The organism is Microbacterium sp. SW12, assembly GCF_055391095.1.
This window is the reverse complement of the sequence record NZ_AP024335.1, coordinates 197,149-219,244: the sequence shown is the minus strand read 5'-3', so window position 1 is coordinate 219,244 and position 22,096 is coordinate 197,149. Positions and strand designations below refer to the sequence as shown.

General features: G+C 67.5%; 24 protein-coding genes and 1 pseudogene. 16 read left to right on the top strand and 9 right to left on the bottom strand.

The window, feature by feature from the left end; genetic code table 11:
- From MICSW_RS01115 to MICSW_RS01070, 10 genes are all read left to right on the top strand, one after another.
- The gene (locus tag MICSW_RS01115; protein WP_464496528.1) at window positions 1-774 is read left to right on the top strand and encodes a DUF6349 family protein; all 774 of its coding nucleotides are present in this window, start codon (window positions 1-3) and stop codon (window positions 772-774) included.
- 87 nt (window positions 775-861) lie between these two features.
- On the top strand, window positions 862-1,914 hold the full coding sequence (locus MICSW_RS01110; protein ID WP_464496527.1) for a DNA-processing protein DprA: 1,053 nt from the start codon (window positions 862-864) through the stop codon (window positions 1,912-1,914).
- A gap of 570 nt (window positions 1,915-2,484) precedes the next feature.
- Complete coding sequence (locus MICSW_RS01105; protein WP_464496526.1) at window positions 2,485-2,727, top strand: hypothetical protein; 243 nt, start codon at window positions 2,485-2,487, stop codon at window positions 2,725-2,727.
- Entirely contained in the window at window positions 2,724-3,158 is a 435-nt protein-coding gene (locus tag MICSW_RS01100) for a putative toxin-antitoxin system toxin component, PIN family (protein WP_464496525.1), read from the top strand. The genes MICSW_RS01105 and MICSW_RS01100 overlap by 4 nt, the downstream gene beginning before the upstream one ends.
- A 473-nt stretch (window positions 3,159-3,631) precedes the next feature.
- The gene (locus MICSW_RS01095) at window positions 3,632-4,657 is read left to right on the top strand and encodes an ABC transporter substrate-binding protein (RefSeq protein WP_464496524.1); all 1,026 of its coding nucleotides are present in this window, start codon (window positions 3,632-3,634) and stop codon (window positions 4,655-4,657) included.
- A complete protein-coding gene (locus tag MICSW_RS01090) occupies window positions 4,654-5,478 on the top strand; it encodes an ABC transporter ATP-binding protein (RefSeq protein ID WP_464496523.1) in 825 nt (274 codons plus the stop codon). Before MICSW_RS01095 ends, MICSW_RS01090 begins: the two co-directional genes overlap by 4 nt.
- Window positions 5,475-6,275, top strand: a complete 801-nt coding sequence (locus MICSW_RS01085; protein ID WP_464496522.1) for an ABC transporter permease — start codon at window positions 5,475-5,477, stop codon at window positions 6,273-6,275. Before MICSW_RS01090 ends, MICSW_RS01085 begins: the two co-directional genes overlap by 4 nt.
- Window positions 6,272-7,069: an ABC transporter permease gene (locus MICSW_RS01080; protein WP_464496521.1), complete on the top strand. Its 798-nt coding sequence runs from the start codon at window positions 6,272-6,274 to the stop codon at window positions 7,067-7,069. Before MICSW_RS01085 ends, MICSW_RS01080 begins: the two co-directional genes overlap by 4 nt.
- Window positions 7,070-7,076: 7 nt before the next feature.
- Window positions 7,077-7,943: an aldo/keto reductase gene (locus tag MICSW_RS01075; protein WP_464496520.1), complete on the top strand. Its 867-nt coding sequence runs from the start codon at window positions 7,077-7,079 to the stop codon at window positions 7,941-7,943.
- Window positions 7,944-8,039: 96 nt separating this feature from the next.
- On the top strand, window positions 8,040-8,825 hold the full coding sequence (locus tag MICSW_RS01070) for an IclR family transcriptional regulator (RefSeq protein ID WP_464496519.1): 786 nt from the start codon (window positions 8,040-8,042) through the stop codon (window positions 8,823-8,825).
- A gap of 49 nt (window positions 8,826-8,874) precedes the next feature.
- Here MICSW_RS01070 and MICSW_RS01065 read toward each other — a convergent pair whose 3' ends face one another.
- The 7 genes from MICSW_RS01065 to MICSW_RS01035 form a co-directional block, all read right to left on the bottom strand.
- On the bottom strand, window positions 8,875-9,606 hold the full coding sequence (locus tag MICSW_RS01065) for a class II aldolase/adducin family protein (RefSeq protein ID WP_464496518.1): 732 nt from the start codon (window positions 9,604-9,606) through the stop codon (window positions 8,875-8,877).
- A 78-nt stretch (window positions 9,607-9,684) separates the two neighbouring features.
- Window positions 9,685-10,905, bottom strand: coding sequence for an NAD(P)/FAD-dependent oxidoreductase (locus MICSW_RS01060; RefSeq protein ID WP_464496517.1), 1,221 nt, complete (start codon window positions 10,903-10,905; stop codon window positions 9,685-9,687).
- Between the two features lie 9 nt (window positions 10,906-10,914).
- Window positions 10,915-11,109: a ferredoxin gene (locus MICSW_RS01055; RefSeq protein WP_464496516.1), complete on the bottom strand. Its 195-nt coding sequence runs from the start codon at window positions 11,107-11,109 to the stop codon at window positions 10,915-10,917.
- 9 nt (window positions 11,110-11,118) lie between these two features.
- Entirely contained in the window at window positions 11,119-11,430 is a 312-nt protein-coding gene (locus MICSW_RS01050) for a hypothetical protein (protein WP_464496515.1), read from the bottom strand.
- A complete protein-coding gene (locus tag MICSW_RS01045) occupies window positions 11,427-12,017 on the bottom strand; it encodes a 3-phenylpropionate/cinnamic acid dioxygenase subunit beta (RefSeq protein ID WP_464496514.1) in 591 nt (196 codons plus the stop codon). Before MICSW_RS01045 ends, MICSW_RS01050 begins: the two co-directional genes overlap by 4 nt.
- Window positions 12,014-13,456, bottom strand: coding sequence for a Rieske 2Fe-2S domain-containing protein (locus tag MICSW_RS01040; protein WP_464496513.1), 1,443 nt, complete (start codon window positions 13,454-13,456; stop codon window positions 12,014-12,016). Before MICSW_RS01040 ends, MICSW_RS01045 begins: the two co-directional genes overlap by 4 nt.
- 97 nt (window positions 13,457-13,553) lie before the next feature.
- The gene (locus MICSW_RS01035; protein ID WP_464496512.1) at window positions 13,554-13,829 is read right to left on the bottom strand and encodes a hypothetical protein; all 276 of its coding nucleotides are present in this window, start codon (window positions 13,827-13,829) and stop codon (window positions 13,554-13,556) included.
- A gap of 394 nt (window positions 13,830-14,223) precedes the next feature.
- Here MICSW_RS01035 and MICSW_RS01030 point away from each other — a divergent pair, with 394 nt between their 5' ends.
- The 4 genes and pseudogenes from MICSW_RS01030 (at window position 14,224) to MICSW_RS01015 (ending at window position 19,610) form a co-directional block, all read left to right on the top strand.
- Window positions 14,224-15,102, top strand: coding sequence for a helix-turn-helix transcriptional regulator (locus MICSW_RS01030; protein ID WP_464496511.1), 879 nt, complete (start codon window positions 14,224-14,226; stop codon window positions 15,100-15,102).
- A gap of 82 nt (window positions 15,103-15,184) precedes the next feature.
- Window positions 15,185-18,706 carry a MobF family relaxase gene (gene mobF / locus MICSW_RS01025; RefSeq protein ID WP_464496510.1) on the top strand — a complete coding sequence of 1,174 codons (3,522 nt, stop codon included), beginning with the start codon at window positions 15,185-15,187 and terminating at the stop codon, window positions 18,704-18,706.
- Window positions 18,707-18,825: 119 nt separating this feature from the next.
- Window positions 18,826-19,314, top strand: a pseudogene (locus MICSW_RS01020) (alpha/beta fold hydrolase); the annotation flags it as partial.
- Window positions 19,315-19,346: 32 nt separating this feature from the next.
- Window positions 19,347-19,610: an alpha/beta fold hydrolase gene (locus MICSW_RS01015; RefSeq protein ID WP_464498503.1), complete on the top strand. Its 264-nt coding sequence runs from the start codon at window positions 19,347-19,349 to the stop codon at window positions 19,608-19,610.
- A 64-nt stretch (window positions 19,611-19,674) separates the two neighbouring features.
- Here the strand turns inward: MICSW_RS01015 and MICSW_RS01010 are convergent, their stop codons facing one another.
- Entirely contained in the window at window positions 19,675-20,019 is a 345-nt protein-coding gene (locus MICSW_RS01010; protein ID WP_464498500.1) for a PASTA domain-containing protein, read from the bottom strand.
- A 102-nt stretch (window positions 20,020-20,121) separates the two neighbouring features.
- On the opposite strand from MICSW_RS01010, the gene MICSW_RS01005 reads away from it, so the two are divergent.
- Window positions 20,122-20,820, top strand: coding sequence for a class I SAM-dependent methyltransferase (locus MICSW_RS01005; RefSeq protein WP_464496509.1), 699 nt, complete (start codon window positions 20,122-20,124; stop codon window positions 20,818-20,820).
- A 287-nt stretch (window positions 20,821-21,107) separates the two neighbouring features.
- Window positions 21,108-21,479 carry a sulfate permease gene (locus MICSW_RS01000; RefSeq protein ID WP_464496508.1) on the top strand — a complete coding sequence of 124 codons (372 nt, stop codon included), beginning with the start codon at window positions 21,108-21,110 and terminating at the stop codon, window positions 21,477-21,479.
- A 52-nt stretch (window positions 21,480-21,531) separates the two neighbouring features.
- Here MICSW_RS01000 and MICSW_RS00995 read toward each other — a convergent pair whose 3' ends face one another.
- Window positions 21,532-21,837 (bottom strand): helix-turn-helix transcriptional regulator, encoded by a 306-nt coding sequence (locus MICSW_RS00995; RefSeq protein WP_464496507.1) that lies wholly within the window; start codon window positions 21,835-21,837, stop codon window positions 21,532-21,534.
- Window positions 21,838-22,096 lie beyond the last annotated feature (259 nt).

Below are 22,096 nucleotides of genomic sequence, written 5' to 3'. Positions count from 1 at the left end.
ATGCCCAAGCAGCGCCGCCCCGCCGAAGGCCAACTCGCATTCGACCTCGACACGATGATCCACGAGGCCGACGTCGCCGCCGCGCCGCCCTGGAAAGGACCCGCACCGCTCCACTTCACCACCGACTACCACCGGCCCTCTGAACTCGAAGCCGCCTGGGACCACTGGATCTTCCTCCACGGACACTTCGGCTCATACGCGCGCAGCCACATGTGGCACCCCGCCAGCCCCGTCGACCCACACGGCGAGGCCAACGGGCACAGCCTCGTCAGCTTCACCGCCGACCTGCGATGCGACAGGTGGAAGCACGAAGAAGGCGAGGACGGCAGGCCCCTGCCCTGCGCCTGCGTCGGCGATCTGCTCCATCAAGGCATCTGCGAGCCCTGCGAATGGCACGCGATCGGAACCGAAGCACACATCGTGGAAGCATGGCACGATCACGCCTGGCCCGGCTGGAGAGACCTCCCCGTCGTTCCCGCCCACATCGAGACCCGAAACCAAGGGAAGCTCTCGAAGAAGGCACTGGCCTGGATACGCGACCACTACCCCGACGACTGGCAGATCGACGGCGCACCGCTCATCACCGACCGCGGCGGCATCGGGACCCGCCACGTGCCCGGATACTCCCCGTGGGGAGGCTTCGACATCTCCAGCACGGCCCTCGATGATCCTGCTCCAGTCGATCAGCCACGCATCGCGCGTAGACTCCCGCCGATCAGCGGCCCCGTTGTCTCACCGCCCCGGATGTCCGGGGGTCACGCCCTCGCCCCCTGACCCGGCCACGATCGGGCTCGGAGGCAAAATCGACCCGCACCTGCCTGTGCGAGCACAACGCTCGTCACGACAGACAGGAGCTCCACCATGCCCACCGAAGCCGAACGCACCGCCGAGCTCGAGGTGCGGGTGCAACTCGCCGCAATCAGCGAACCCGGCGACCCGATCACGTCCACGCTCATCCACCGACACGGTGCGGAGCAGACCATCCGGCTCGCCCAAGACGTCAGCGACAGCATTCCCGACGGCATCACCCGCGAAGGATTCGCGGACTGGCAGGTTCGACTCACCACCCGTTTGCGCACCGACACCGTGCAACGCGTTCTCGATGCCTGCGAGAAACGTGGCATCGCCGTCACCATCCCCGGAGATCCCGACTGGCCGGCCACGCTGGACGATCTAAAGATGCCACCGATCGCGTTGTTCCAACGCGGCGACACCAGCCTGCTCGCAGATGCGCTCGACCGACGCATCGCACTCCTCGGGGCAAAGGCCGCGACCAGCTACGGTGGACATCTCGCGGCAGAGACCGCCGCTGAGCTTGCCAGCGACGAGAGGGTCATCGTCTCCACCGGCGAATATGGCATCAGCGGCGCAGCGCACCGTGCCACCCTCAGTTCCGGCGGCAGCAGCATCGCCGTATTCGCCACCGGACTCGACCGTCCCTACCCCGCCGGTCACGCAGACCTGGCCGAACGCATCGCCGAGCGCGGCGCCATCGTCTCCGAGTTGCCGCCCGGCTCGGCACCGACCAGATGGCGGATGATGCAACGCGGCCGCATCGTGGCCGCAGCATCGGCGGTCACCGTGATCGTGGAAGCCAGTACCCGCAGCAGCACGCTCATCACCGCCGACCACGCCCGCCAGCTCGGTCGCCCTGTCGCCGCGTTCCCCGGCCCGGTCACGTCCATAGCCAGCGCAGGAACGAATCTCCTCATCGCATCCGGCACCGCGCAGCTCGTGACAGGAGCCCGCGACATCCGCGATTTCGTCGACAATGACCCCACCGGCGCGATCGCACTCGCCGCGACCCGCAAGACTCCCGGCGACGCCTCCCCGGAGCGCCGCGCCCGGCTGCCCCTCCTCGATCCCGCACAGAGCCGCCCTGCTCAGCGATCCGGCCCGGCACTCGGCGCATGACTCGCCCCGCCGCTGCTGGCCCGCCGCACCGCGACGTCTCTCATTTGCCCAGAACCCCACAAACCTCTTTCAGTAGAGGCGGGCAAGCCCGAACCCCGCCGTCCGATCGGAGTCGGCGCCCGCGACGCGACGAGTCGCCGCGGACGGGTCCACGACCGGCGCCGGCACGGAGACGCGACCACGCCGCGATCGCATTCGAGGCATCCACGATCACGTCACGCCGGGCTGCGCGGCGGGACGATCCGCGTTCGTCAGGGCGCACGCGGACCGGACCAACCCTCTGGGACGAACATCGCACTCGCGACCAGAGCACCACCCGGACGCCGAGGGGAAGCTGCCGCACGCGGGGGTGCGGGAAACGAGAGGTCTGCTTCCGAGCAGGAGGTCGACAGCGCAGGCCGCGGAGCAACCGCCCTCATGCAACGTTGCAGCTGCAACACCCACGCAACGCCCATGCATCGAGCCATCACGCGGAGCACTCGAGTCATGGAACGCTACGCGACGGCCCTCGCGGATCATCAAGGCGCGCGGCGCCGACCTCGCGTATCCTGGAGGCGTGAGGAGGTTCCGATGAGCACCGTGGAGATCGAGCTCGATGCCGATCTGGAGCGTCTCGTGGACGCTCAGGTCGCCGGTTCAGGGCGCCCGCGCGATGCCGTCATCGCCGCCGCGCTGCGTCGCGGGCTCGGTGGCGGACGACTGCGGGCCATCCTCGACGCGAGCCGCACCGCGACCGCCGCGAACGACGATGACGCCTCGGAGATCGCCCTGGCCGAGGTGCGAGCACGACGCGCCGAGCAACGAGGCGCGTGACCGATCCTGCGCCCCGGCGCGTGGTTCTGGACCCCAATGTCCTTGTCTCGGCCGCGATCTCTCCGGGCCGAACGACCGCCCGCATCCTTGACCTCATCGACTCCGGCCTGCTCGTGCCGATCGTCTCACCGGCGTTGATCGCGGAGTTGAGTGGCGTCCTGGCACGCCCCCGGTTCCGCCGATACCTCGATCTGAACGCCGTCTCCGCATTCACCGACGAGCTCGAGCGGCTGGGCGAGTGGCATCGCGACGTCGCCGATCCGCCACGGTTGTCCTCGGACCCGGACGACGACTATCTCCTCGCGCTGGCCGCGGAAGCCGAGGCGGATGCGCTGGTCTCCGGTGACCCTGACCTGAGCGCGCTCACTGTCGAGGGGACCCGCATCCTCACCCCGCGGGCGCTGCTCGACCTCACCGACTCCGACGCCTGACCCTCACCAACCCAGGTCAACCGCGCCGTCACCCTCCGCTGACAGCGCATATGTAGTTCTCGCCGCGAAGCTGTGGACGACTCCGCGAACGTTGGCTGGCGAACGAGACCGTCGAGGAAGAACCTGTGCGTCAGCTATTGCAGCGCATGGATAGTAGTTCGGCGAGTACAACAGCATGCCAATGCACAACGTCGTCCAGTTGACCCTAGGCGCGCTGATGCCCTCGGGAGCCGCTGGTGAGCTCTCGGCAGGGCCGCCGAGACGATGGACAGCTGCTGTCAAGCGTCCTGGTCACGTGGATGGGATGCCTGACGATGCGGACGGGGATCGCCAGTGGACACGGCTGGGCGGCAACGGCTGGGCCTGGCGATCTGATTTCTGCTTTACAGGCAATCCCTCTGTACAGCAGATAACTTTCGTGCTTTACTGAGGTGCTGTCGCACCATCCCCTGTCAATGGCGAAGGAATGCTCAATGGCGAACGAACATGCAACGAACAAGCTGGTACTCGACCGGAGAGGGTTCATCAAGCTCTCTGCCGCAGCCGGAGGAGTGCTGTTCCTGGGTGCGGGCGCGACTGCGTGCGCGCCCGCAGGTAACGGAAACGGGAACGGCGGTCGAGCCGGCTACGCCGGGGACGCCGTCGTCACCGGCCTTGCCAGCCTCATCCACTCGGCGCCGTTCTTCATCGCAGAGGCCGAGGGGTTCTACGAGGAGGAGAACCTGCGGATCGAGCACATCCAGTTCCCCGGCGGCTTGGACGCCGTGCGCGGGGTGGAGTCGGGCATCGGGCTCGGCACCACGTCGACGATCCCCGTGTTCATCGCGGCGCAGAGCGGGCTCGACATCAAGATCATCGGGAACGTGTACACGGCCGCCTCCGTGGACTTCATCACGGTGCCCGACTCGCCGATCAACACCATCGAAGATGTCCGTGGCAAGACGGTCGGCGTCAGCGCGCCCGGCTCCAACTCCACGTACTTCGCGGAGCGCACGCTTCGAGAGGCGGGGCTGATCCCGGGTGAGGATGTCGAGCTGGTCGCGGTGGGGTCTGCCTCCGATTCCTGGACGGTGGCGTCGCAGGGCGTCATCGATGTGGCGTGGAGCGCCTCGCCGCTCTCGGAGATCATCGACGCCGAGAGCGGCCGCAAGGTGATCTGGCGCTCGCGCGACTTCGTGACCGAATGGTCCGACACATGCCTGGTCGCGACCGGCGACTTCGTCGACGAGCACGCGGAAGCGCTGAGGGCCTGGAAGCGCGCAATCGGGAAGGGGATGGACCTGATCTCGACGGATCTGGAGCGCGCGTCGGAGATCTACGGGCGGGCGATCGAGATCGCCCCGGAGATCGCGTTCGAGGCGCTCTCCAACTCGCAGGACTTCTACAGCCTCGTCCTCACCGAGGCGCAGATCGACGCCGTGATCGCGGCAGGCAGGGAGCAGGGCCAGATCACACGAGACCCCGATGTCGACGCGATCGTCCTGAAGGACTTCGCATGACGCCGTCCACGGCGACCCGGGCCTCCGGTGTCACAGACGTCGTCTTCGACGCGGTCGGGATCACCTTCCACAGCGACACCGCGAGCACGGAAGCGGTCGCGAACGTGACCGGCACGATCCCGGAGGGAAGATTCGTCTCCGTGATCGGTCCGAGCGGCTGCGGCAAGAGCACGCTGCTGGACATGGTCGGCGGCCTGCTCACGCCGACGAAAGGCTCGATCTCGATCAACGGCGAGAGGGTCACCGGCCCCCGCAAGGACACCTCCATGGTGTTCCAGGAGGATTCCACGCTGCACTGGCGGAGCGTGCTCGACAATGTCGCGTTCGGTCTCGAAGTGCATGGGCTGCCGAAGGCGGAACGGTACGAGACAGCTCGCTCGATGGTCGAGCTGGTCGGGCTGAGCGGGTTCGAGTCACATCGTCCCGGTCAGCTCTCCGGGGGCATGAAGCAGCGTGTGGCCATCGCACGGGCGCTGGCGATGCAACCCCGAGTGCTGCTGATGGATGAGCCGTTCGGGGCGCTCGACCAGCAGACGCGCCAGTTCATCGGGCGCGAGCTCCTGCAGATCTGGGAGAAGACCCGCAACCGGGTCCTGTTCATCACGCACGACATCCAGGAGGCCGTCTACCTCTCGGACGAGGTGTGGGTGATGTCGGCGCGGCCGTCGGTGGTCAAGGAGGTCGTGACGGTGGACCTGCCGAGGCCGCGCCCGAGCGGGACGCACGCGCTGCCGCGGTTCCGCGAGCTCGAAGACCATCTGTGGAGCCTCATCAAGGTCGAGGCCGAGAAGACGCTCGGCGCAGGAGCTCAACGAGCGTGACCGCAGTCATCGAACAACGGCGCGTGCGTCGCGGGAACGCGCTCCCGATGAAGCGCAAGGCGGCGCTCCTCCGATGGGGGATCATCGTCGGGGTGCTCCTGCTGCTTGAGGTGCTGACGCGTGCGGGTGCCATCAGCCCGGCGATCTTCGTGCCACCGTCCGAGATCATCTGGCGTCTCATCTCGATCGTGCCGACTCCCCAGTTCGGGCGAGACGCCTGGGTATCGCTCTCGACGATCCTGATCTCCTTCGTCATCGGCCTCGTGGTGGGTCTGGCGCTCGGAGTGTTCCTCTGGAAGGTTCCTGCTGCGGGGCGGGTGCTGGAGCCCTTCATCGTGACCGGGTACGCCATGCCGACGCTGCTGTTCTACCCGGTCCTGCTGGCGCTCCTCGGACTCAATGCCGGCCCGATCATCCTGATCGCGGCCACGATGGCGCTCGTGCCCATCGCGCTGACGACGATGGTGGCGCTGAACGCGGTCAAACCGATCCTGCACAAGCTGGCGAAGTCGGTCAATGCGTCGAACCGCCAGTACTACCTCAAGGTGCTCCTGCCTGCGGCCACCCCGCTGATCTTCCCCGGGGTCCGGCTCGGCTTCATCTACGCGGTCATCGGGACCATCGCCATGGAGTTCATCCTCGCCGCGAGAGGGATCGGGTTCCGCGTCGGCTTATACTACCGAGAGCTCCAGACAGGCAACATGTGGGCCTACATCATGATCGTGGTCGTGCTCAGCGTCATCGTCAACGGACTGCTGACGGCCCTGGAGCGGAGAATTCGGAGGGACATGCTGTGAGTCTCGACACGAAGGCCCTCGCCGCGCCGCGCGTGTCGGCGCGGCGCGCACGCAACCAGACCGTCTCCGACAACCTCTGGAGAATCGCCGTCCTGGTCGGACTGTTCGTGCTCTGGTGGCTGCTGTCACTGGCATCCGATCTCGTCGCCTCTCCGTTCGCGGCCTTCGACGCGCTGGCAAGCACCTTCGCGGACGGCTCGATCTACCGCCCCCTCGGAGCGACCGTCAACGCGGTCCTCGTCGGGTTCGCGATCGCAGCAGTGATCGGCTTCCCCCTCGGCTACGTGATCGGACGCAGCAAGTTCCTGGGTGCGGTGTTCGACCCCATCGTCGCGGGTGCCTTCGCGATCCCGCGGGTCGTGTTCTTTCCCGTGCTGTTGCAGATCTTCGGAGTCGGCGTCGGGGCGCAGGCGGCGATGGGAGCACTGGCGGCGGTGTTCCCGATCATGGTGTCGACCGCGGCCGGGGTCCGCGCCGTGAGCCCGTTGCTGCCGAAACTCGCGCGCTCGCTGAGCCTGACCCGGGTGCAGACGGTGACGAAGATCTACGTGCCGGCCATGGCGCCGTCGCTGATGGTGGGGATCCGCATCGGATTCAGCATCGCGCTGATCAACGTCATCATCGCCGACTTCTTCGCGGCGAGAGCGGGGCTCGGACTGCTCGCGCTGCGCGCATACGGGCAACTCGATCTGCCGCTCATGTATGGCGTCATCGTTCTCCTCGCGTTGATCGCCCTGGCCGGCAACATCGCATTGTGGGCGCTGGAGCGGCGACTTGCCGCATCCCGGAGGTGATGCCCGGGTGAGCGACGAGCCGGGAGCCGCGGCTCACCCGTCGTCGGCGCCGCGTCTGCAACTCAGACACGGTCACGACATCCCGCGCATCGGCCTGGGCACCTGGCCGATGGTCGGAGGCGAGTGCGAAGATGCGGTCCGCACGGCGTTGCAGATGGGCTACCGGCTCATCGACACGGCGTTCGCCTACGGCAACGAGCAGGAGGTCGGTCGCGCACTCCGCTCCTCGGGCGTCCCGCGCGAGGAGATCTTCGTCACCAGCAAGTTCAACAAGGAGTCGCACAGCGTCGAGGGCGTTCGCCGCGCGTACGACGCCAGCCTCCGCCGGCTGGGACTGGAGTACCTGGATCTCTACCTCTGCCACTGGCCGGTGCCGCAGCTGGATCGCTACGTCGAGGCGTGGAAGGGCCTCGTCCGACTCCTGTCCGAGGGAGCGGTCCGGGCCATCGGCGTCTCGAACTTCAAACCCGCGCACCTGGAGCGCATCATCGATGCCACCGGCGTCGTCCCCGACGTCAACCAGATCCAGCTCAGTCCCGACATCGCACGACAAGAGCCCCGCCGCTACCACGAGCGGCACGGGATCGTGACCGAGTCATGGAGCCCCCTCGGCAGATCCAGCGGCCTTCGCGACCATCCGACGGTCGTGCGCATCGCGGCAGAGGCGGGCCGCTCGCCAGCGCAGATCATTCTCCGCTGGCACGCCGAGAACTCGCTGGTCCCGATCCCGCAGGCCGCCGATCCGCGCTGGCTCGCCGAGAACCTCGCGATCCTCGACTTCTCGCTCTCCCCTGCGCAGCTCGCCGAACTCCAGCGGCTCGACCGAGGCGAGGAGGCCGCACGCGACTCCGACGCACCAGAGAACGGGCACTGACATGCTCCACCCGGGCGCCGAGCGGTCGCCCCTCGCCCACCCGTCGAGCATCACGACATCGCCCCAGCGGTGCGCCCTGCTGATAAGCTCTCTGTTGTGCAGAAAAAGGCGCCGCGACTGTCTCCGACCGATCCGCCGCAGTACCCGATCGAGTCCGTCGACAACGCCCTGAAGCTGATCCTGCTGCTCGGAGAGCAGCAGGAGATCCGGCTGACGGACGCGAGCACTCACCTGGGCGTGGCGTCGTCCACGGCTCACCGCCTCCTGGCGATGCTCACCTGGCGGGGATTCGTCAGGCAGGATCCCGTGACCAAGGCGTACGGCCCCGGACCAGCCCTCACCACAGTCGCGTTCTCTGTGCTGCGTCGCACGGACATCCCCCGGCTGGCGCAGCCGATCCTCGACGATCTCGTGCAACTGCTCGGCGAGACGTGCCATCTGGGAACGCTCGAGGGAGACCAGGTCAAGTTCCTCGCAGCCTCGGAACCCGACGTCGCGATCCGGGTCGCCTCACGTCTGGGCAGATCGTCGCCAGCGCACAGCACATCGACAGGCAAGGCGCTGCTCGCCGAACTGAGTGAGGAGCAGCTGCTCCGCCTCTATCCGAGCGAACGCCTCCAGACCGTGACCCCCAACTCGCTCACCTCACGCGACCAGCTGCTTGCACAGCTGGAGAAGGTCCGCGCCGACGGCTATGCCGTCAATCGGCAGGAGAGCGAAGAGGGCGTAGCAAGCGTCGCCGTTCCCGTGCATGTCTCCTCCGGGCTGAGACTGGCGATCAACGCCGCAGCTCCCGTGCAACGCCTGCCCGCCGCCAAGGTGAAGCGGTTCGGCCATGCGCTGCGGGACGCGGCAACGCAACTCGCCGAGTCGTTGGGCTGACAGCGCCCCACGCAGACGGCTGAACGACGCACTCGATCCCGGCGCCGCGCTACTCGCACGCACGTCGCGTGCGCGAACGTCCTGCCTCTGCCCGCCAGGTCTCCCACGCACGCCCCAGTTGCCCGTCATTCGCCTCGGCCGCCGCCTCACCCTCCTCGATGGTGAGCGCCGTATAGTCGCCGAGCAGCTGTATCGCCGTCGCCTGCGCGCGCGCGTTGAGGTCGGCGTAGACGGCACGGGCGACGGCCTGGGGGACCGAGCCGCCGACGGCGACGAATCCGTGTCCCCTCATCAGAGCGACCGCTGTGTCGCCGAGCACATCGGCCAGCCTGGCGCCGAGCGCGGCGTCGCGGATCAGGAGATCGCTTCCGGCTCCGACCGTGTCTCGGATCTCGAAGACGGGCACCGCGTCTCCGAGGAAGCCCGCCATGTGCCACACCGCGCGCAGCGGGGTGCGGGAGATGCTGAACGGCACCATCGAGGCGGAGTGACTGTGGACGACGGCATGCACATCGGGACGTGCTCGATAGATCTCCGCGTGGAGGAAACGCTCGAGATAGCTCGGCCGCATGTCTGTCGTGGTGCCGTCGAGCGCAGTCACCTGGATGTCGTGGTCGGTGACGAGCCCGGGAGCGAGATTGCGCGAGATGAGGAACGTCTCGGGGCTCTCCGGGTGGCGCACGCTGACGTGCCCGAAGGCATCGAGGATCTCGCGTCGGACCAGGACGTGGTTGGCGTCGACGAGATCGTGGATGGCGTCGAGTGCGGCGTCGGTGTGCATTTCAGGGTCTCCAGGGTGCGGTCTCGTAGGGTTTCGCGCCGGTCAGCCGACGGGTGCCGCGATTCGCGCCGGCGCGTGTCACACCGCGGCCTTCGACGCCTCGAGGAGGGAACGCAGCCGGCCGACCAGCTCCTCGGTGGGCGCTTGCCCGGCGACCGATCGCCGGGAGTCGATGAGCGCGCGCGGCCAGTTCACGATCACCGCTCCCTGAATGGGCTGACCTTCCACGCCGTACACGATGGCGAACCGGTCGTCGGCGGGGTCGCCGACGATCCTCCAGTGATCGGACCCGGTGAGGCCCACGATCTGGATCTTCCAGTCGTACTGGTCGCTCCAGACGTATTCGGTCGGATCGTAGTGGCGAGCGTCGTCCGGGTGCGCGATGTTGTGGGCGATGAGCACGGATTGATCGGCCGCGCTGGTCCAGTGCTCGAGCCGCACCGACTCGGGGTGGCGATCGTTGGAGAACCTCGACACGTCGCCGATCGCATAGACGTCGGGGATGCCGACCGCGGACAGGGTCGAGTCGCAGACGATGCCGTTGTCGATCGTCACGCCCGACGACTCCAGCCACTCGGTGTTGGGGACGGCGCCGATGCCGAGCAGGACCGCGTCGACATCGAGGGTCGATCCGTCCGTGAGCACGAGCCGGCACCGCTGCCCGACCGGTTCCACGCGCTCCACCGAGATGCCGAAGCGGAACTCGACGCCTTCGCGTCGGTGCTTGTCGGCGAAGATCCCGCCGACCTCCGTGTTCATCGCCCGCCCCATGGGTGCGCCGAGCGGCTCGATGATCGTGACGCGCAGATCCGCCTTCCGCGCGGTGGCCGCGGCCTCGGCGCCGACGAAGCCGGCTCCGACCACGGCGAGATGGCGCCCGGCGACGAGCTCGCCGCGCAGCTGCTCGGCGTCGGTTCGGGTGCGGAGGACATGCACGTGCGGAAGCGACGCCCACGGCGTGAGGCGGGCACGGGCGCCGGTGGCGATGACGAGCACGTCGTAGGACGCCGTGCTGCCGTCGTCGAGTGTCAGCGTCTTCGCGGCGGGATCGAGCGTCGTCGCCGCGACGCCGAACCGGGTGGAGATCTCGCGCGCGTGCAGATCGTCCGCCGTCGTCATGGCGATGTCCTGCGCCGATGATGCGCCGCTCAGATAGTCCTTCGAGAGGGGCGGTTTGTCGTAGAGCGGGTCGTCCTCGGCGTCGATGAGCGTGACCGGGGCGGTGAAGCCTTCCGACCGGAGGTTCTGGGCGAGTTTCACGCCGGCGACCGAAGCGCCGACGATGACGACATGCGACATGCGTTTTCCTCAGTCCTCGACCCAGAGCGCCGACACGGGGCAGCTCCGCGCTGCTTCCTCGACGCGCGTGCGCTCCGACTCCGGCACGTCGACCTTCAGCAGCACGACCACCCCGTCGTCATCGATGTCGAAGTAGTCGCCGGCGGCGATGACGCAGTTCGCGTAGCCCTGGCAGAGCGAGAGGTTGGCCTTTACGGTTGCCATGCAGCATCCTCACCAATCCGCAGGGTCGGGAAACATCGGCTCGTACGGGGAGCCGATCATGGCGGAGAAGGTCTGCACGGTCTGCCAGGTCAGCGCCTCGAGCTCGAGGGGATCGAGAGCGATCCACTGGCCCGACTTCGGCGACTCGATCAGCAGCCGCGTCCCGTTGCGGGTCTCCACGCGACTCACCTTGATCTCGGAGAACTCGTTGGCGATCGTCAGGGGCTCGCCCACCGTGCGCGCGACGAGCAGCGCGCGCTCCTCGGCTGCGATGATCGCGGCGGCCCGGTCGAGGTCGGCGCCTTCCCACTCCAGCGTCATAGGAAGATCGCCAGGTTCTGGGTGCGGAGCACCGATTCGTCGACGACGATGACGCGACGAGCAAGCTTGTAGTCGCCACCCACGTCACGGAACACGTCTTCGCGGTGTGCGGAGATGATGGCGGGCTCGTTGACGTCACCGCGACTGCGGAACAGCAGCACCGCCGAGTCCGCGAGCACCTCACCCGGTGTATCCGTCTCGAACACGCGGACGTTCGTGACGTAGTGCCGGAGCCGGGACGGCGGATCCTCCGTCCAGGCGTGCTCGGTGAGGAACCTCGCGACTCGGCGACTCAACGAATACTTGTTCTCGTCCCAGTGCGCCATGCCCGGCGATGTGCTGAAGGGTGTCCCGAGCGCGGTCGTGACACGCACCGGCATGACGTAGTGGATGTCGTCGGTGAGGGTGTCGAGCCAGTCCTCGTACCGCTGCTCGTCGAGAGTGTAAGCCTCTTCGATCAGCCAGCGGTGGATCGTGCCGTGGAGGTCGCTGGTGAACGGCAGCGATGAGCCGACCCGGTCGGCGAGCGTCGATGCACTGCGCAGCACCGAGGCTTCGGAGATGGCCTTGCCGGTCTCCTCGATCATCGGGCCACCTCCTGGCCGTTGTTGGTGATGCCCAGAGGCCGGGCGGCGGTGGGCGCCGGCGCCTCCCCGCCGATCGTGAGGGCGTGGAAGTCGACGCCCTCGTAGTCCGGCTCCAGAAGGTCGGCCCAACGGTCCAGCAGATGGCGCTGGTTGTACTCGCCGTAGCCGACATGCGCGACACCGGGGCCGGCGAACTCGTCCGGTCCGAGCGGCTCCACCACCGGAGCGCCGTCCTTCAGGATGCCCATCCGGCCGTTCAGCAGCAGGCGGCGGGCCATCGAGCCCTTCGCAGTGTTCGTGAGCGACACCCAGTTCTCCACGTCGTCCTGCTCGAACATGCCGGTCGAGCCGAAGCACATCAGATACGCCTTGTACGACAGTGCCTTGAACTCCTCCGGCGCCTCCGCATCGACGGCGAACCAGGAGTAGACCTCCGTCTCGTCTTCGCTGATCGGCACCCAGGTCCGGATCGAGATGAAGGGGAGCACGTCCTCGTCGGCGCCCTCCTCGACCTTCGGCCAGTTATGCACGAAGCTCATATTCGGGAACAGCGAAGCGGCGGAGATCATGAAACCGTCCCGTCCGACGACCTCCAGCTGCTCCTGCGACCAGGTCTCCTTCATGCGGCCGATCATCTCTTCCGGGTAGCCGACGTAGCGGAGGCGCTCCTCAAGAGTCCCAGGCGGGAGCTTGTAGGTGGTGCCGCCGCCGTTGCCGGCCCAGTACGTGTTCCCGTCCTTGCGCTTCTCCGCCTTCGGCTCACGGAACAGTCCGATCTCGACGACCGAGGTGTGCGTCTGCGGCGTGTGGTACATGTCACCGGCGAAGTTCTCGGCGCCGATCTTCCAGTTCGCCTTGACCCGCCACCGCTGCGGCCCCTTCAGCTCGATGCCGCTCGGGCTCTGCCGCGTGTAGTAGTCCATGTAGAACCGGAAGTCCCCGATGTAGTCGAGCAAGCTCGGCGCGTCGGGATCCATGCTGATGAAGATCAGACCGTTGTAGGTGTCGAGGTTCGGCGCAGGCAGCAACCTGGCGCCCTTACGTGTGAAGCCCGCCTCGCCGCCGTACGCCTCCTGATGAAAGGGAAGGCCGACGATACGGCCGTCGTTCCGGTACGACCAGCCGTGATAAGGGCAGCGGAAATGAGAGGCGTTCCCGATCTCGGCCCGGCAGACCTGCATACCGCGATGCAGACACATGTTGAAGTGCGCATGGATCTGGCCGGTCTCATCGCGCACGATGATGAACGAGTCGTCCAGCACCCGGCGCACGACATAGTCGCCAGCCTGCGGGATCTCGGACTCATGCCCGACGAACAGCCACGCCCGGCTGAACAGATTCTTGCGCTCGCGCTCGAAGACGTCCGCATCGTTGTAGATGTACGCCGGGATCATCCCGCGACGGATCTCGTCATAGATCGTGGTAGTCGAGGTGCTCATCCTTGCGCCCTATCCCTCGTCAGTGCCCCAGGCTCCCCCAAGCGACGACTCGCCGGATCAGCCTGCACTGTTCTCTGTTGAACAGAATAGTATTCTGTCAGTAGGAGGATGTTCCGTCAAGTTCGCGACCCACCTCGATCAGGTGGCGGGGATCAATCAGGTCCACGGAAACGCGCTGCCGATCCCGGGTCGGCAAGCGGGCATGGGCGGCGGCGAAACGGGACGGGTCATGGGGAAGCACCGGTTTGGGGAACACTTCCTGGACGGTGTGGTCGGACTGGATTGGACGAATGTGCATCAGGAGACGTGCCGATGGAACACATGAGAGCGACGCGGCGACCGAGCGGATGGACGAGTTGGTCGGCCATCCCACCTGTTCGTCCTACGGCAATCCGATCCCTGCTGCCAGCGACGACGATTGGGCCGCAATCTGGCTACGGGACGACGCCGTCAACAGCGTGCGGCCGACGCGGGTGCGCTTTGAGTCGTTGACCAGGCGCGTTGCGTGGATCGGCGAGGGCGTGCAGGCAGAGCCGGAGACTCTCTCGTTCCTCGGACGCGGGGGCATCATGCCCGGAGTCACGGTAAGGTTCGATGGTCACGGCCCGTCAGTTTCGTCCAGATGTCCGGATCGGAGCTCGCGACGGAACTCCTCCACCAGATGGAGGGGCGGCCTTTGTGTCGCATTGATCGTAGGCACCATCCCCATCCCGCCTGGCGTCCGATCCGGCGCCGCTCGGCGGCGGGCTGACTGAGCGGTCGCGGACATGGCGGCGTATCCTCCTCCGTTTCGGGCGATCACCGAACTCGCCCAGCCTGTGGAGTGCTTCGAGGCATGGGTGCCACACGGGGTCTCGCCGATCGTGTCGCGCAACTTCCAGGCGATGCTGATTCGCGAGGGGTCGGCGCGGTTGCACGGCCGCTTCGGTGCGCACACGGTGACCGAGGGCGAGCTTGTACTCCTCAGCGCGGGTGTGAAGTGCGGGAGCGTCTCGATCAGCCCCGTCGATGTGGTCACCGCTTACGTCAACCCGGCGTTCCTCGTCGATCAACTTAACTGGACGTTTCCGGCGCTGGCGGGCGACCGCCGGGCCGTATACCGCGAAGTGAGCCGCGCTGTTCCAGATGTGCGCTCGGTGCGACTCGACACCCAGCAGTATGCGCTGCTGCACGAGCAGTTCGACAAGCTGGCCAGCTTGTCTGCGCGTGGGGCGTCGCCAGGCGAGCGCATGATCGGAGGAACGGAGTTGATCTGGCAGATCAGCGCGATCGTGCCGCCTGCGCCGCCGAGTTGGGGTGTCCCCCGCTTGCAGCCGTTCACGGGACCGTTGCGGCCGGAAGTCCGCACCGTGCTGCAGCTGATGCACGAGCGCTACGCGTGCGACTGGACCGTGCCGAGACTGGCCCGCGAGGTGGCGCTGTCGGAGTCAGCGCTGCGCCGGGCGTTCACGGTGGCGACCGGGCTGAGCCCCCGAAAGTATCTGCATCACGTCCGGCTCGCGCACTTCGAGGAGTTCGTCGCGAACCACATCATGCCGATCTCCGAGGCGGCTCGCATGGTCGGCTGGTCATCGACATCCCACGCCCGGAGCGCGTTCGCGCGGAGTCACGGAGTGTCCCCGCGCGAGTACCGCCGCAGCGCGTAGGTCGACACGCTGCCGGGTCGCCGGCGAGTGTCCGCCACGACAGGACGAGCCTCCCTCGCACCTGCAGAGTGTGACGGTCTCGATGCATGTCCTCTCTGCCGGCGACGGATACAAGTACCTCCTGAAATCCGTCGCGGCCGGTGACGGCAATCGTCTCCTTACCGACCCGCTCACGCGCTACTACGCGGAGAAGGGAACACCGCCCGGACGGTGGCTCGGCTCTGCGGTCGCCGACTTCGGCGACGGCGCCATCGCCGCCGGCGAGGAGGTGACGGAGACGCAACTGCGCCTCCTGCTCGGCGAAGGCTGCGACCCCGTGACCGGGCATCCTCTCGGTCGTGCCTGGCCGGTCTATCGAGGCGTGGCCGAGCGCATCGCCTCACGCACGGCGGCGCTTGATACCGACCTCCCGCTGGGCGAACGGTTGGCAGCTGTCAGCGCGATCGAACGGGAGGAACGCGAGCGCGGCACGAGGCGAGCCGTCGCAGGCTATGACTACACCTTCAGCGTCCCCAAGTCCGTGTCGGTGCTGTGGGGGCTCAGCGACGGCGGCACCCAGGCGATGATTGCCCGCGCCCACCACGCCGCCGTCGCCGAAGTGCTCGACCTCATGGAACGCGAAGTCGTCGTGACTCGCGTCGGCGCGGACGCGGGCGACGGGTCCGTCGTCCACATGGACGTCACCGGCATCGCCGCCACCGCCTACGACCACTACGACTCGCGCGCGGGAGACCCGCAGTTGCACACGCACGTCGTGATCGCCAACAAAGCACGCGCGGTCCACGACGGCGGATGGCGAACCCTCGCGGGCCGCCCCATGCATCAGGCTGTCGTGGCGGTCTCCGAGCACTACAACGCCGTGCTCGCCGACCATCTCTCACGGGAACTCGGCCTGCTCTGGGAGATCCGGCGACGAGGCGAGCGCCGCAATCCTGCATTCGAGCTCGCCGCGGTGCCCGACGCGCTCATCGAAGAGTTCTCGCGCCGCAGCCATGACATCGAGGCACGTGTGGAAGAACGCATCGCCGAGTTCCGGGAGCGCAATGGACGGATGCCGTCCACCCGCACGATCCTCCGCCTGCGCGCCGAGGCGACCCTGACGACCCGGCCCGAGAAACAGGTGCGCTCGCTCGCCGAGCTCACCGAGGAATGGCGGACACGAGCCCAGCGCCGACTGGACGAGAGCCCGACCGCGTGGGCGCGAGCCGCCATCGTGCCCACGTCGCCGACAACAGGGTTGCGGTGCGACGACGTGCCGCTGGAGAGGATCGACGAGATCGGCCAGGTCGTCGTCAGCGTAGTCGGCGAGAAGCGCGCCACCTGGCGCAGATGGAACCTGCACGCCGAGGCATCCCGGCAGACGATGCCGTGGCGGTTCGCGTCGACCACAGACCGGGAGGCAGTCGTCGGGCTCATCGTAGACGCGGCCGAACGACACTCGCTTGCCCTGACCCCACCCGAGTCCGCGCCCACTCCCACGGCGTTCCAGCGCGCCGACGGCACTTCGATGTTCCGACCGAAGCACGCCACCCTCTTCTCGGCAGAGACGATCCTCGGAGCGGAGAACCGCTTGATCGCACTCGCCGCCGATCACTCCGGCCCGTCCGTGGGGATGGAGACGGTCGGCCGGGTCGTGCGACGCACGCTGCCCGGCGGCGCCCGCCTGTCAGGGGAGCAGTCCCGCGCTGTCGAAGCGATCGCCTGCTCGGGCCGGGTCGTGGACGTATTGATCGGTCCCGCGGGCACCGGGAAGACCACGACGCTCGCCGGGCTGAGAGCAGCATGGGAACGCCGTCACGGTCCCGGCTCCGTGGTCGGCCTTGCCCCTTCCGCCGCCGCCGCGGACGTGCTCGCCGGAGACCTCGGCATCGCCACCGAGAACACCGCCAAGTGGCTGTACGAGCACGAGCGAGGACTGCGGCTACGGCGGGGCCAGCTCGTCGTTCTCGACGAGGCATCCCTCGCGGGCACGATCACGATGGCCCGCATCGCCGCGCACGCCGAGGAGGTCGGTGCGAAGCTGCTGCTGGCCGGCGATCCTGCACAGCTGGATGCCATCGACGCGGGCGGAGCGTTCGGGCTGATCGTGCGAGAGCACGGCACCCCGCCTTCGCTCGGAGAGGTGCGCCGCTTCCATCGCCCCTGGGAGCGCACGGCGTCGCTCGGGCTGCGGCTGGGCGAGCCGAACGCCCTGGATGCCTACCTGGAGCACGATCGGGTGCAATCCGGCGAGCACGACGAGATGGTCGATGCCGCATACGCCGCATGGCGGGCCGACTGCAACACCGGGCTGTCCTCGCTGTTGATCGCCGAGACGTCGGAGGCCGTCGCAGAGCTCAACGCTCGCGCACGAGTGGACCGCATCCGGGATGGTGACGTCGATCCCGCCCGCCCCCTCCGCCTCTCCGACGGTGCCGAAGCCAGCCGTGGCGACATCGTGCTCACCCGCCGGAACGACCGTCGCATGGCCGTCGGTCGCGGCTTCGTGAAGAACGGCGACCGCTGGCGCGTGACCGCCACCCACCGCGACGGGTCACTCACCGTCCGGCAGGAGCGCGCGAGGGCATGGGAAGTGCGTCTGCCTGCCTGGTATGTGGCCGAGCACGTCGAGCTCGGTTACGCGAGCACGGTGCATCGAGCCCAGGGCGCCACCGTCGACACCGGCCACGCCCTTGTCGACACCGGACGCACGAGCCGCGAGAGTCTCTACGCGGGGATGACCCGTGGACGCGCATCCAACACCGCCTACGTGGTACTCGCGCCCGCGAACCTCGAGGAGCATCAGCAGCCCGACGAGCCGCTAGGAAGCCGAGACGGGCTACTTGCGATCATCACTCGAGTCGCGGCCGAGCCCTCCGCACACGAAGCCCTACGCGCGGAACAGGACGCCTGGGGAGGCATCGCGCAACTGGCAGCCGAATACGACACCATCGCCACCGCCGCACTCACCGATCGCTACCTCAGCGAACTCCGGCGAGCCGGGCTGTCGGACCATCAACTCGACAGCCTCGCCGCAAGCGAGACGTTCGCCCCGCTCGTCTCGGAACTGCGTCGCGTCGAGGCCCACCGGATAGACCTCACCGTCTTGCTGCGCGAGGTGATCGCCTCCCGGACTCTCCACGACGCCGGAGACCTCGGTGCGGTGCTGTATCGACGCCTCCAACAGCACACCGCCGGCAAGGGCCGACCCCGCCGTCAAGCTCGGCTCATCGCCGGACTCCTCCCTGCGGTGACCGCCGTCACCGATCCTGAGATGCGCTCGGCGCTGACCGAGCGCCAACGGCTCATCGAACAGCGCGCCCGCGACCTCGCCGACACCGCGATCCGCGAACGCGCCCCGTGGGTCAGGCCGCTCGGGACCAGGCCAGCCGACCCCGGCCGCGCCCAGGCGTGGCTCATGCAGCTGCGGACGATCGCGGCCTACCGCGATCGTTACGCCGTCACCGACGCGAGCCCCACAGGTAGGCCCGCCAGGAACATCTCGCAGCGGCTCGACCAGGCACGAGCCGAGGCTGCTGCACGCGCCGCACAGCGCATAGCCGCGGATCGAGCCTCCAGCACGCAGCGCACCACGAACCGCAGCAATCCGTCCCGCTCGATCTGAACAGGCAAATCCGATCTGAGTTAGGGTAGCCTCACGCCGGCAGAGGAGTGATCCGCGCAGGAGTAGTGGTGCTGCTTGCCGTGTTCAGCTGACCGCAGAAACGAGAGAGGACGTGCGCGATGCCCGTTCACGAGGTCGCCGGTAATCGATTGGAGTATGAGCGCTACGGTTCCGGGCGCGCGGTGGTCCTGCACCACGGACTCGTCGGCGGCGCGACGGTGCCCGCGGAATGGGAGGCACTCGCGGTCGGGGTAGGCATCGACCTCATCAGCATCGCGCGTCCCGGCTACGGCCGATCCGACCCCGTGCCGATGGCGGCCATCGCCGAGTGGAGTCCGCTGCTGGCCGGCCTGCTCGACGCCCTGGACGTGGGCGAGTTCGACGTGCTCGGAGTCTCGGCCGGTGCCCCCTACAGCTACGCGGTGGCCTCGATGCTGCCAGAACGGGTCGGAGGCGTCGCCGTGCTCAGCGGACTCGGACTGGTGAATGAGCCAGACACGCGCAGGCTCTACCCCCAGGAATCGCAGCAGGCGTTCGAGAGCTTCGCGACCGGCACCGACGAGCAGGTGCGTCAGTTCTGGCAGGTTCAGCTTGGGCAGGCGCTCGAGGAGCTTCCTGATGATCACCCTGGCGAGGCGCGGTGGCCGCTTCGCTCGCCCACGATGCGGCAGGTCCGGGGCGGGAGGCGATCCTCCAGCAACGACCCTGGGGATTCGAGCCCAGGGCGATCACGGCGCCCGTCGCACTCTGGCACTCCCGCAACGACGAAGACGTACCTTTCGGCACTGCCGAGATCATCGCTCAGCGCATCCCGACCGCGACGCTACACGTCCAGGACGAAGCAGGGCACGAGCCGAGCCCCGCCAGTGCGCAGGCGGCGATCCAGTTTCTTCTCAAAGGCTGAGCACACCGGTTACCGCATGAGATCTCGCCCGTCGAGCGCGCTGCGCTCGACGGGCGCGGGCTGGTCAGTCCTCGGTCAGATTGACGTGCTGTTCCGGATCGGGCGTCGCGTGCGCAGCGTCTATGGGCGGCGGCGGCCGCAGGATGGCTGGTTCGTGGTCGGGCTCGTCGCCGTGCCCCACGACCTCGATCCCTACCGAGTCCCACTCGCGTAGCTGGGTTCCGGATTCCGGTATCTGTCGAACGATGTAGTAGAGGCCGGGCCACGCGAGCGCGCCTATGGGCGGCCCGTCGGGGTCGGGATTCGCCAGGGTCACGCCGGCCCCGGCAGCCACGTCTCGGCCGACGTGGAAGGGCAACCCCACCACATCAGGAACCGTTACGACTCGTCGCGTACTGCGATCGACCATGCTCTCATCGTAGGTGGACTATGGCGTCTCAGACGCCACCTCTCTTCCAGCACCGCGATGACGAGGGGCGCCGAGGTGTGCTGCATCGTTACGGTAGTCAGTATGCAGAGGCCGACGTGGTTCTTGGATGAGGCCGACTCGTTGGGTCGGGAGAACACTGATCCCGAGCATGTCGCACGCTACGACGAGAAGGAGGACGCCCGCGCCGCAGCCGAGGTCGCGATGCTCCGGGAGTTGCTTCCTGCCACGACCTCGGATGTCGTCGACCTCGGCGCCGGAACGGGACAGTTTGCGTTGCTCGCCGCAGAGCAATGGGAGAACGTGACAGCCGTGGACCCCTCCCCCGTCATGCTCGACCTCCTTCGCCGGAAAGCAGAAGCCGCGCTCTCGTCGCTCCGCATCGTGGAGGCCGGCTATCTCACCTACGATCGCCCCGCCGCATCGGTCGATCTGATCTACTCCCGCTACGCTCTGCACCATCTCCCCGACTTCTGGAAGGCGATCGCCCTCTCGCGCATCCGAACGATGCTCCGCCCCGGTGGGATTCTGCGGCTGTGGGACGTCGTCTACCACTTCCCGCTCGACGGTGCGATCGAGCGCATCGAGCACTGGTGCTCGACCGGCTACTCGACCGTGGAAGGCGGGTGGACGCGCGCCGACCTCGAAGAACACGTGCGCGACGAGCACTCCACCTTCACCTGGCTTCTCGAACCCATGCTCGGCGAAGCCGGCTTCGCCATCGAGGAATCCGACTATGACGACGACGGGATCTTCGCCAAGTACCTACTTCGCGCGATCTGACTCCGAAAGAAGACTCAGGGAAGCCAACGATCGTCCTGCGTCAGCGACCCTCGACGTGGCCGACGCTCCGGAGCCTTCCCCCACAGCGCCTCTGCTCCGTCATGCGATCTCGGAACACGCATGCGGATGTCGGGCCAGGGGAGTATCGTGAGACGTGCAGGACCCTTCTGAACCGACCCAGCGAACATGACCTGGGCGGTGCGCTCCCGCCATCGGGTGACTTCTCGTACTTGCACCTGCACAAGCAGTCTGAGGCCGCAACAACGGCCCGATACGAGGGAGTCACCATGTTCAAACGCATCGTGCTCGCGAGCGTTCTCATCCACGACCTGCTCCGCTACGCGCCGACCAATGTGGTGCTGGCCTGGCTCCGCCGCCGAGACCGCCTCAAGTTCGGCATACCGTTCATGCTGCTCGGCGCGGCCTACTGGACCACGACCATGCTGCTTGCCGCAGAGATTCAGTCTGGCGCGCCAGCGGCACTGAACCTCCTCGTTCTCCTGACGTTCTGGAACGGTGCCAAGTTCATCGCCTTCGGCCCCTACAGCCTGCTCGTCCTGACGGTCGCTCGCACGAGAGAAGCGATGGCCCGACGGCGGGCGGTGAAGCGCGAACAGCAGGACATCACAGACAACGCTCCGCTGCCGATCATGACCTGACCGAACCCCGCCCGCCGCGTAGCGGCCCTGCTGGTCTCGACTGGCAGGGCCGCTACGTCTGTTCGGTGGATGCGGTGTCAGGCGAGCGATGCGGCTGGAGCGGAGCGAGAAGTTCGCCGAGCGTCATGTCCAGGGCTTCGGCGATGCGATACCACGTCAGCAGCGTGCCGTGCGTCTCCGGCGGGCCGTCTTCCTTGCGCGGCTTGCCGTTCTCCAGCGTCACGAGCGTGTTGCGGCCGACACCGGAGCGGGCAGCGAGCTCGTTGTACGACCAACCGCGCTGCTGTCTGAGTCGCGCGAGCCGCAGCCGCATCGCCGCGAAGTCGGGTTCGCGGACAGGGCTGCTGGAATCGGGCACCATTCCAGCAGACCCCGATCCGTCCTTGTGCCCGTTACGGGAATCCGTAACAATAGTACGGGTATCCGTTACGCGCCGCGGTTGTTGAGCCGGTCTCGCCGGCCGGTGGACCCCCCGATGCCGCCGCTGTACTGATCCGCAACGGTCAGCAACGGCAGGTCCCCGTAGCAACCGCGGCCGCCACGGATGACGTGCGGCTGGGCCTCGGAACAGGCAAACAACTGCCCTTCGTGGCCCAGCCCCGTCGTTATCCACAACA

Excerpts from the sequence above, each read along its gene's own strand:
- mobF (WP_464496510.1), top strand. The coding sequence starts at position 15,185 with ATGCATGTCCTCTCTGCCGGCGACGGATACAAGTACCTCCTGAAATCC.
- MICSW_RS01060 (WP_464496517.1), bottom strand. The coding sequence starts at position 10,905 with ATGTCGCATGTCGTCATCGTCGGCGCTTCGGTCGCCGGCGTGAAACTC.
- MICSW_RS01055 (WP_464496516.1), bottom strand. The coding sequence starts at position 11,109 with ATGGCAACCGTAAAGGCCAACCTCTCGCTCTGCCAGGGCTACGCGAAC.
- MICSW_RS01090 (WP_464496523.1), top strand. The coding sequence starts at position 4,654 with ATGACGCCGTCCACGGCGACCCGGGCCTCCGGTGTCACAGACGTCGTC.
- MICSW_RS01105 (WP_464496526.1), top strand. The coding sequence starts at position 2,485 with ATGAGCACCGTGGAGATCGAGCTCGATGCCGATCTGGAGCGTCTCGTG.
- MICSW_RS01110 (WP_464496527.1), top strand. The coding sequence starts at position 862 with ATGCCCACCGAAGCCGAACGCACCGCCGAGCTCGAGGTGCGGGTGCAA.
- MICSW_RS01045 (WP_464496514.1), bottom strand. The coding sequence starts at position 12,017 with ATGATCGAGGAGACCGGCAAGGCCATCTCCGAAGCCTCGGTGCTGCGC.
- MICSW_RS01005 (WP_464496509.1), top strand. The coding sequence starts at position 20,122 with ATGCAGAGGCCGACGTGGTTCTTGGATGAGGCCGACTCGTTGGGTCGG.
- MICSW_RS01010 (WP_464498500.1), bottom strand. The coding sequence starts at position 20,019 with ATGGTCGATCGCAGTACGCGACGAGTCGTAACGGTTCCTGATGTGGTG.
- MICSW_RS01040 (WP_464496513.1), bottom strand. The coding sequence starts at position 13,456 with ATGAGCACCTCGACTACCACGATCTATGACGAGATCCGTCGCGGGATG.
- MICSW_RS01115 (WP_464496528.1), top strand. The coding sequence starts at position 1 with ATGCCCAAGCAGCGCCGCCCCGCCGAAGGCCAACTCGCATTCGACCTC.
- MICSW_RS01050 (WP_464496515.1), bottom strand. The coding sequence starts at position 11,430 with ATGACGCTGGAGTGGGAAGGCGCCGACCTCGACCGGGCCGCCGCGATC.
- MICSW_RS01030 (WP_464496511.1), top strand. The coding sequence starts at position 14,224 with ATGGCGGCGTATCCTCCTCCGTTTCGGGCGATCACCGAACTCGCCCAG.
- MICSW_RS01000 (WP_464496508.1), top strand. The coding sequence starts at position 21,108 with ATGTTCAAACGCATCGTGCTCGCGAGCGTTCTCATCCACGACCTGCTC.
- MICSW_RS01095 (WP_464496524.1), top strand. The coding sequence starts at position 3,632 with ATGGCGAACGAACATGCAACGAACAAGCTGGTACTCGACCGGAGAGGG.
- MICSW_RS01065 (WP_464496518.1), bottom strand. The coding sequence starts at position 9,606 with ATGCACACCGACGCCGCACTCGACGCCATCCACGATCTCGTCGACGCC.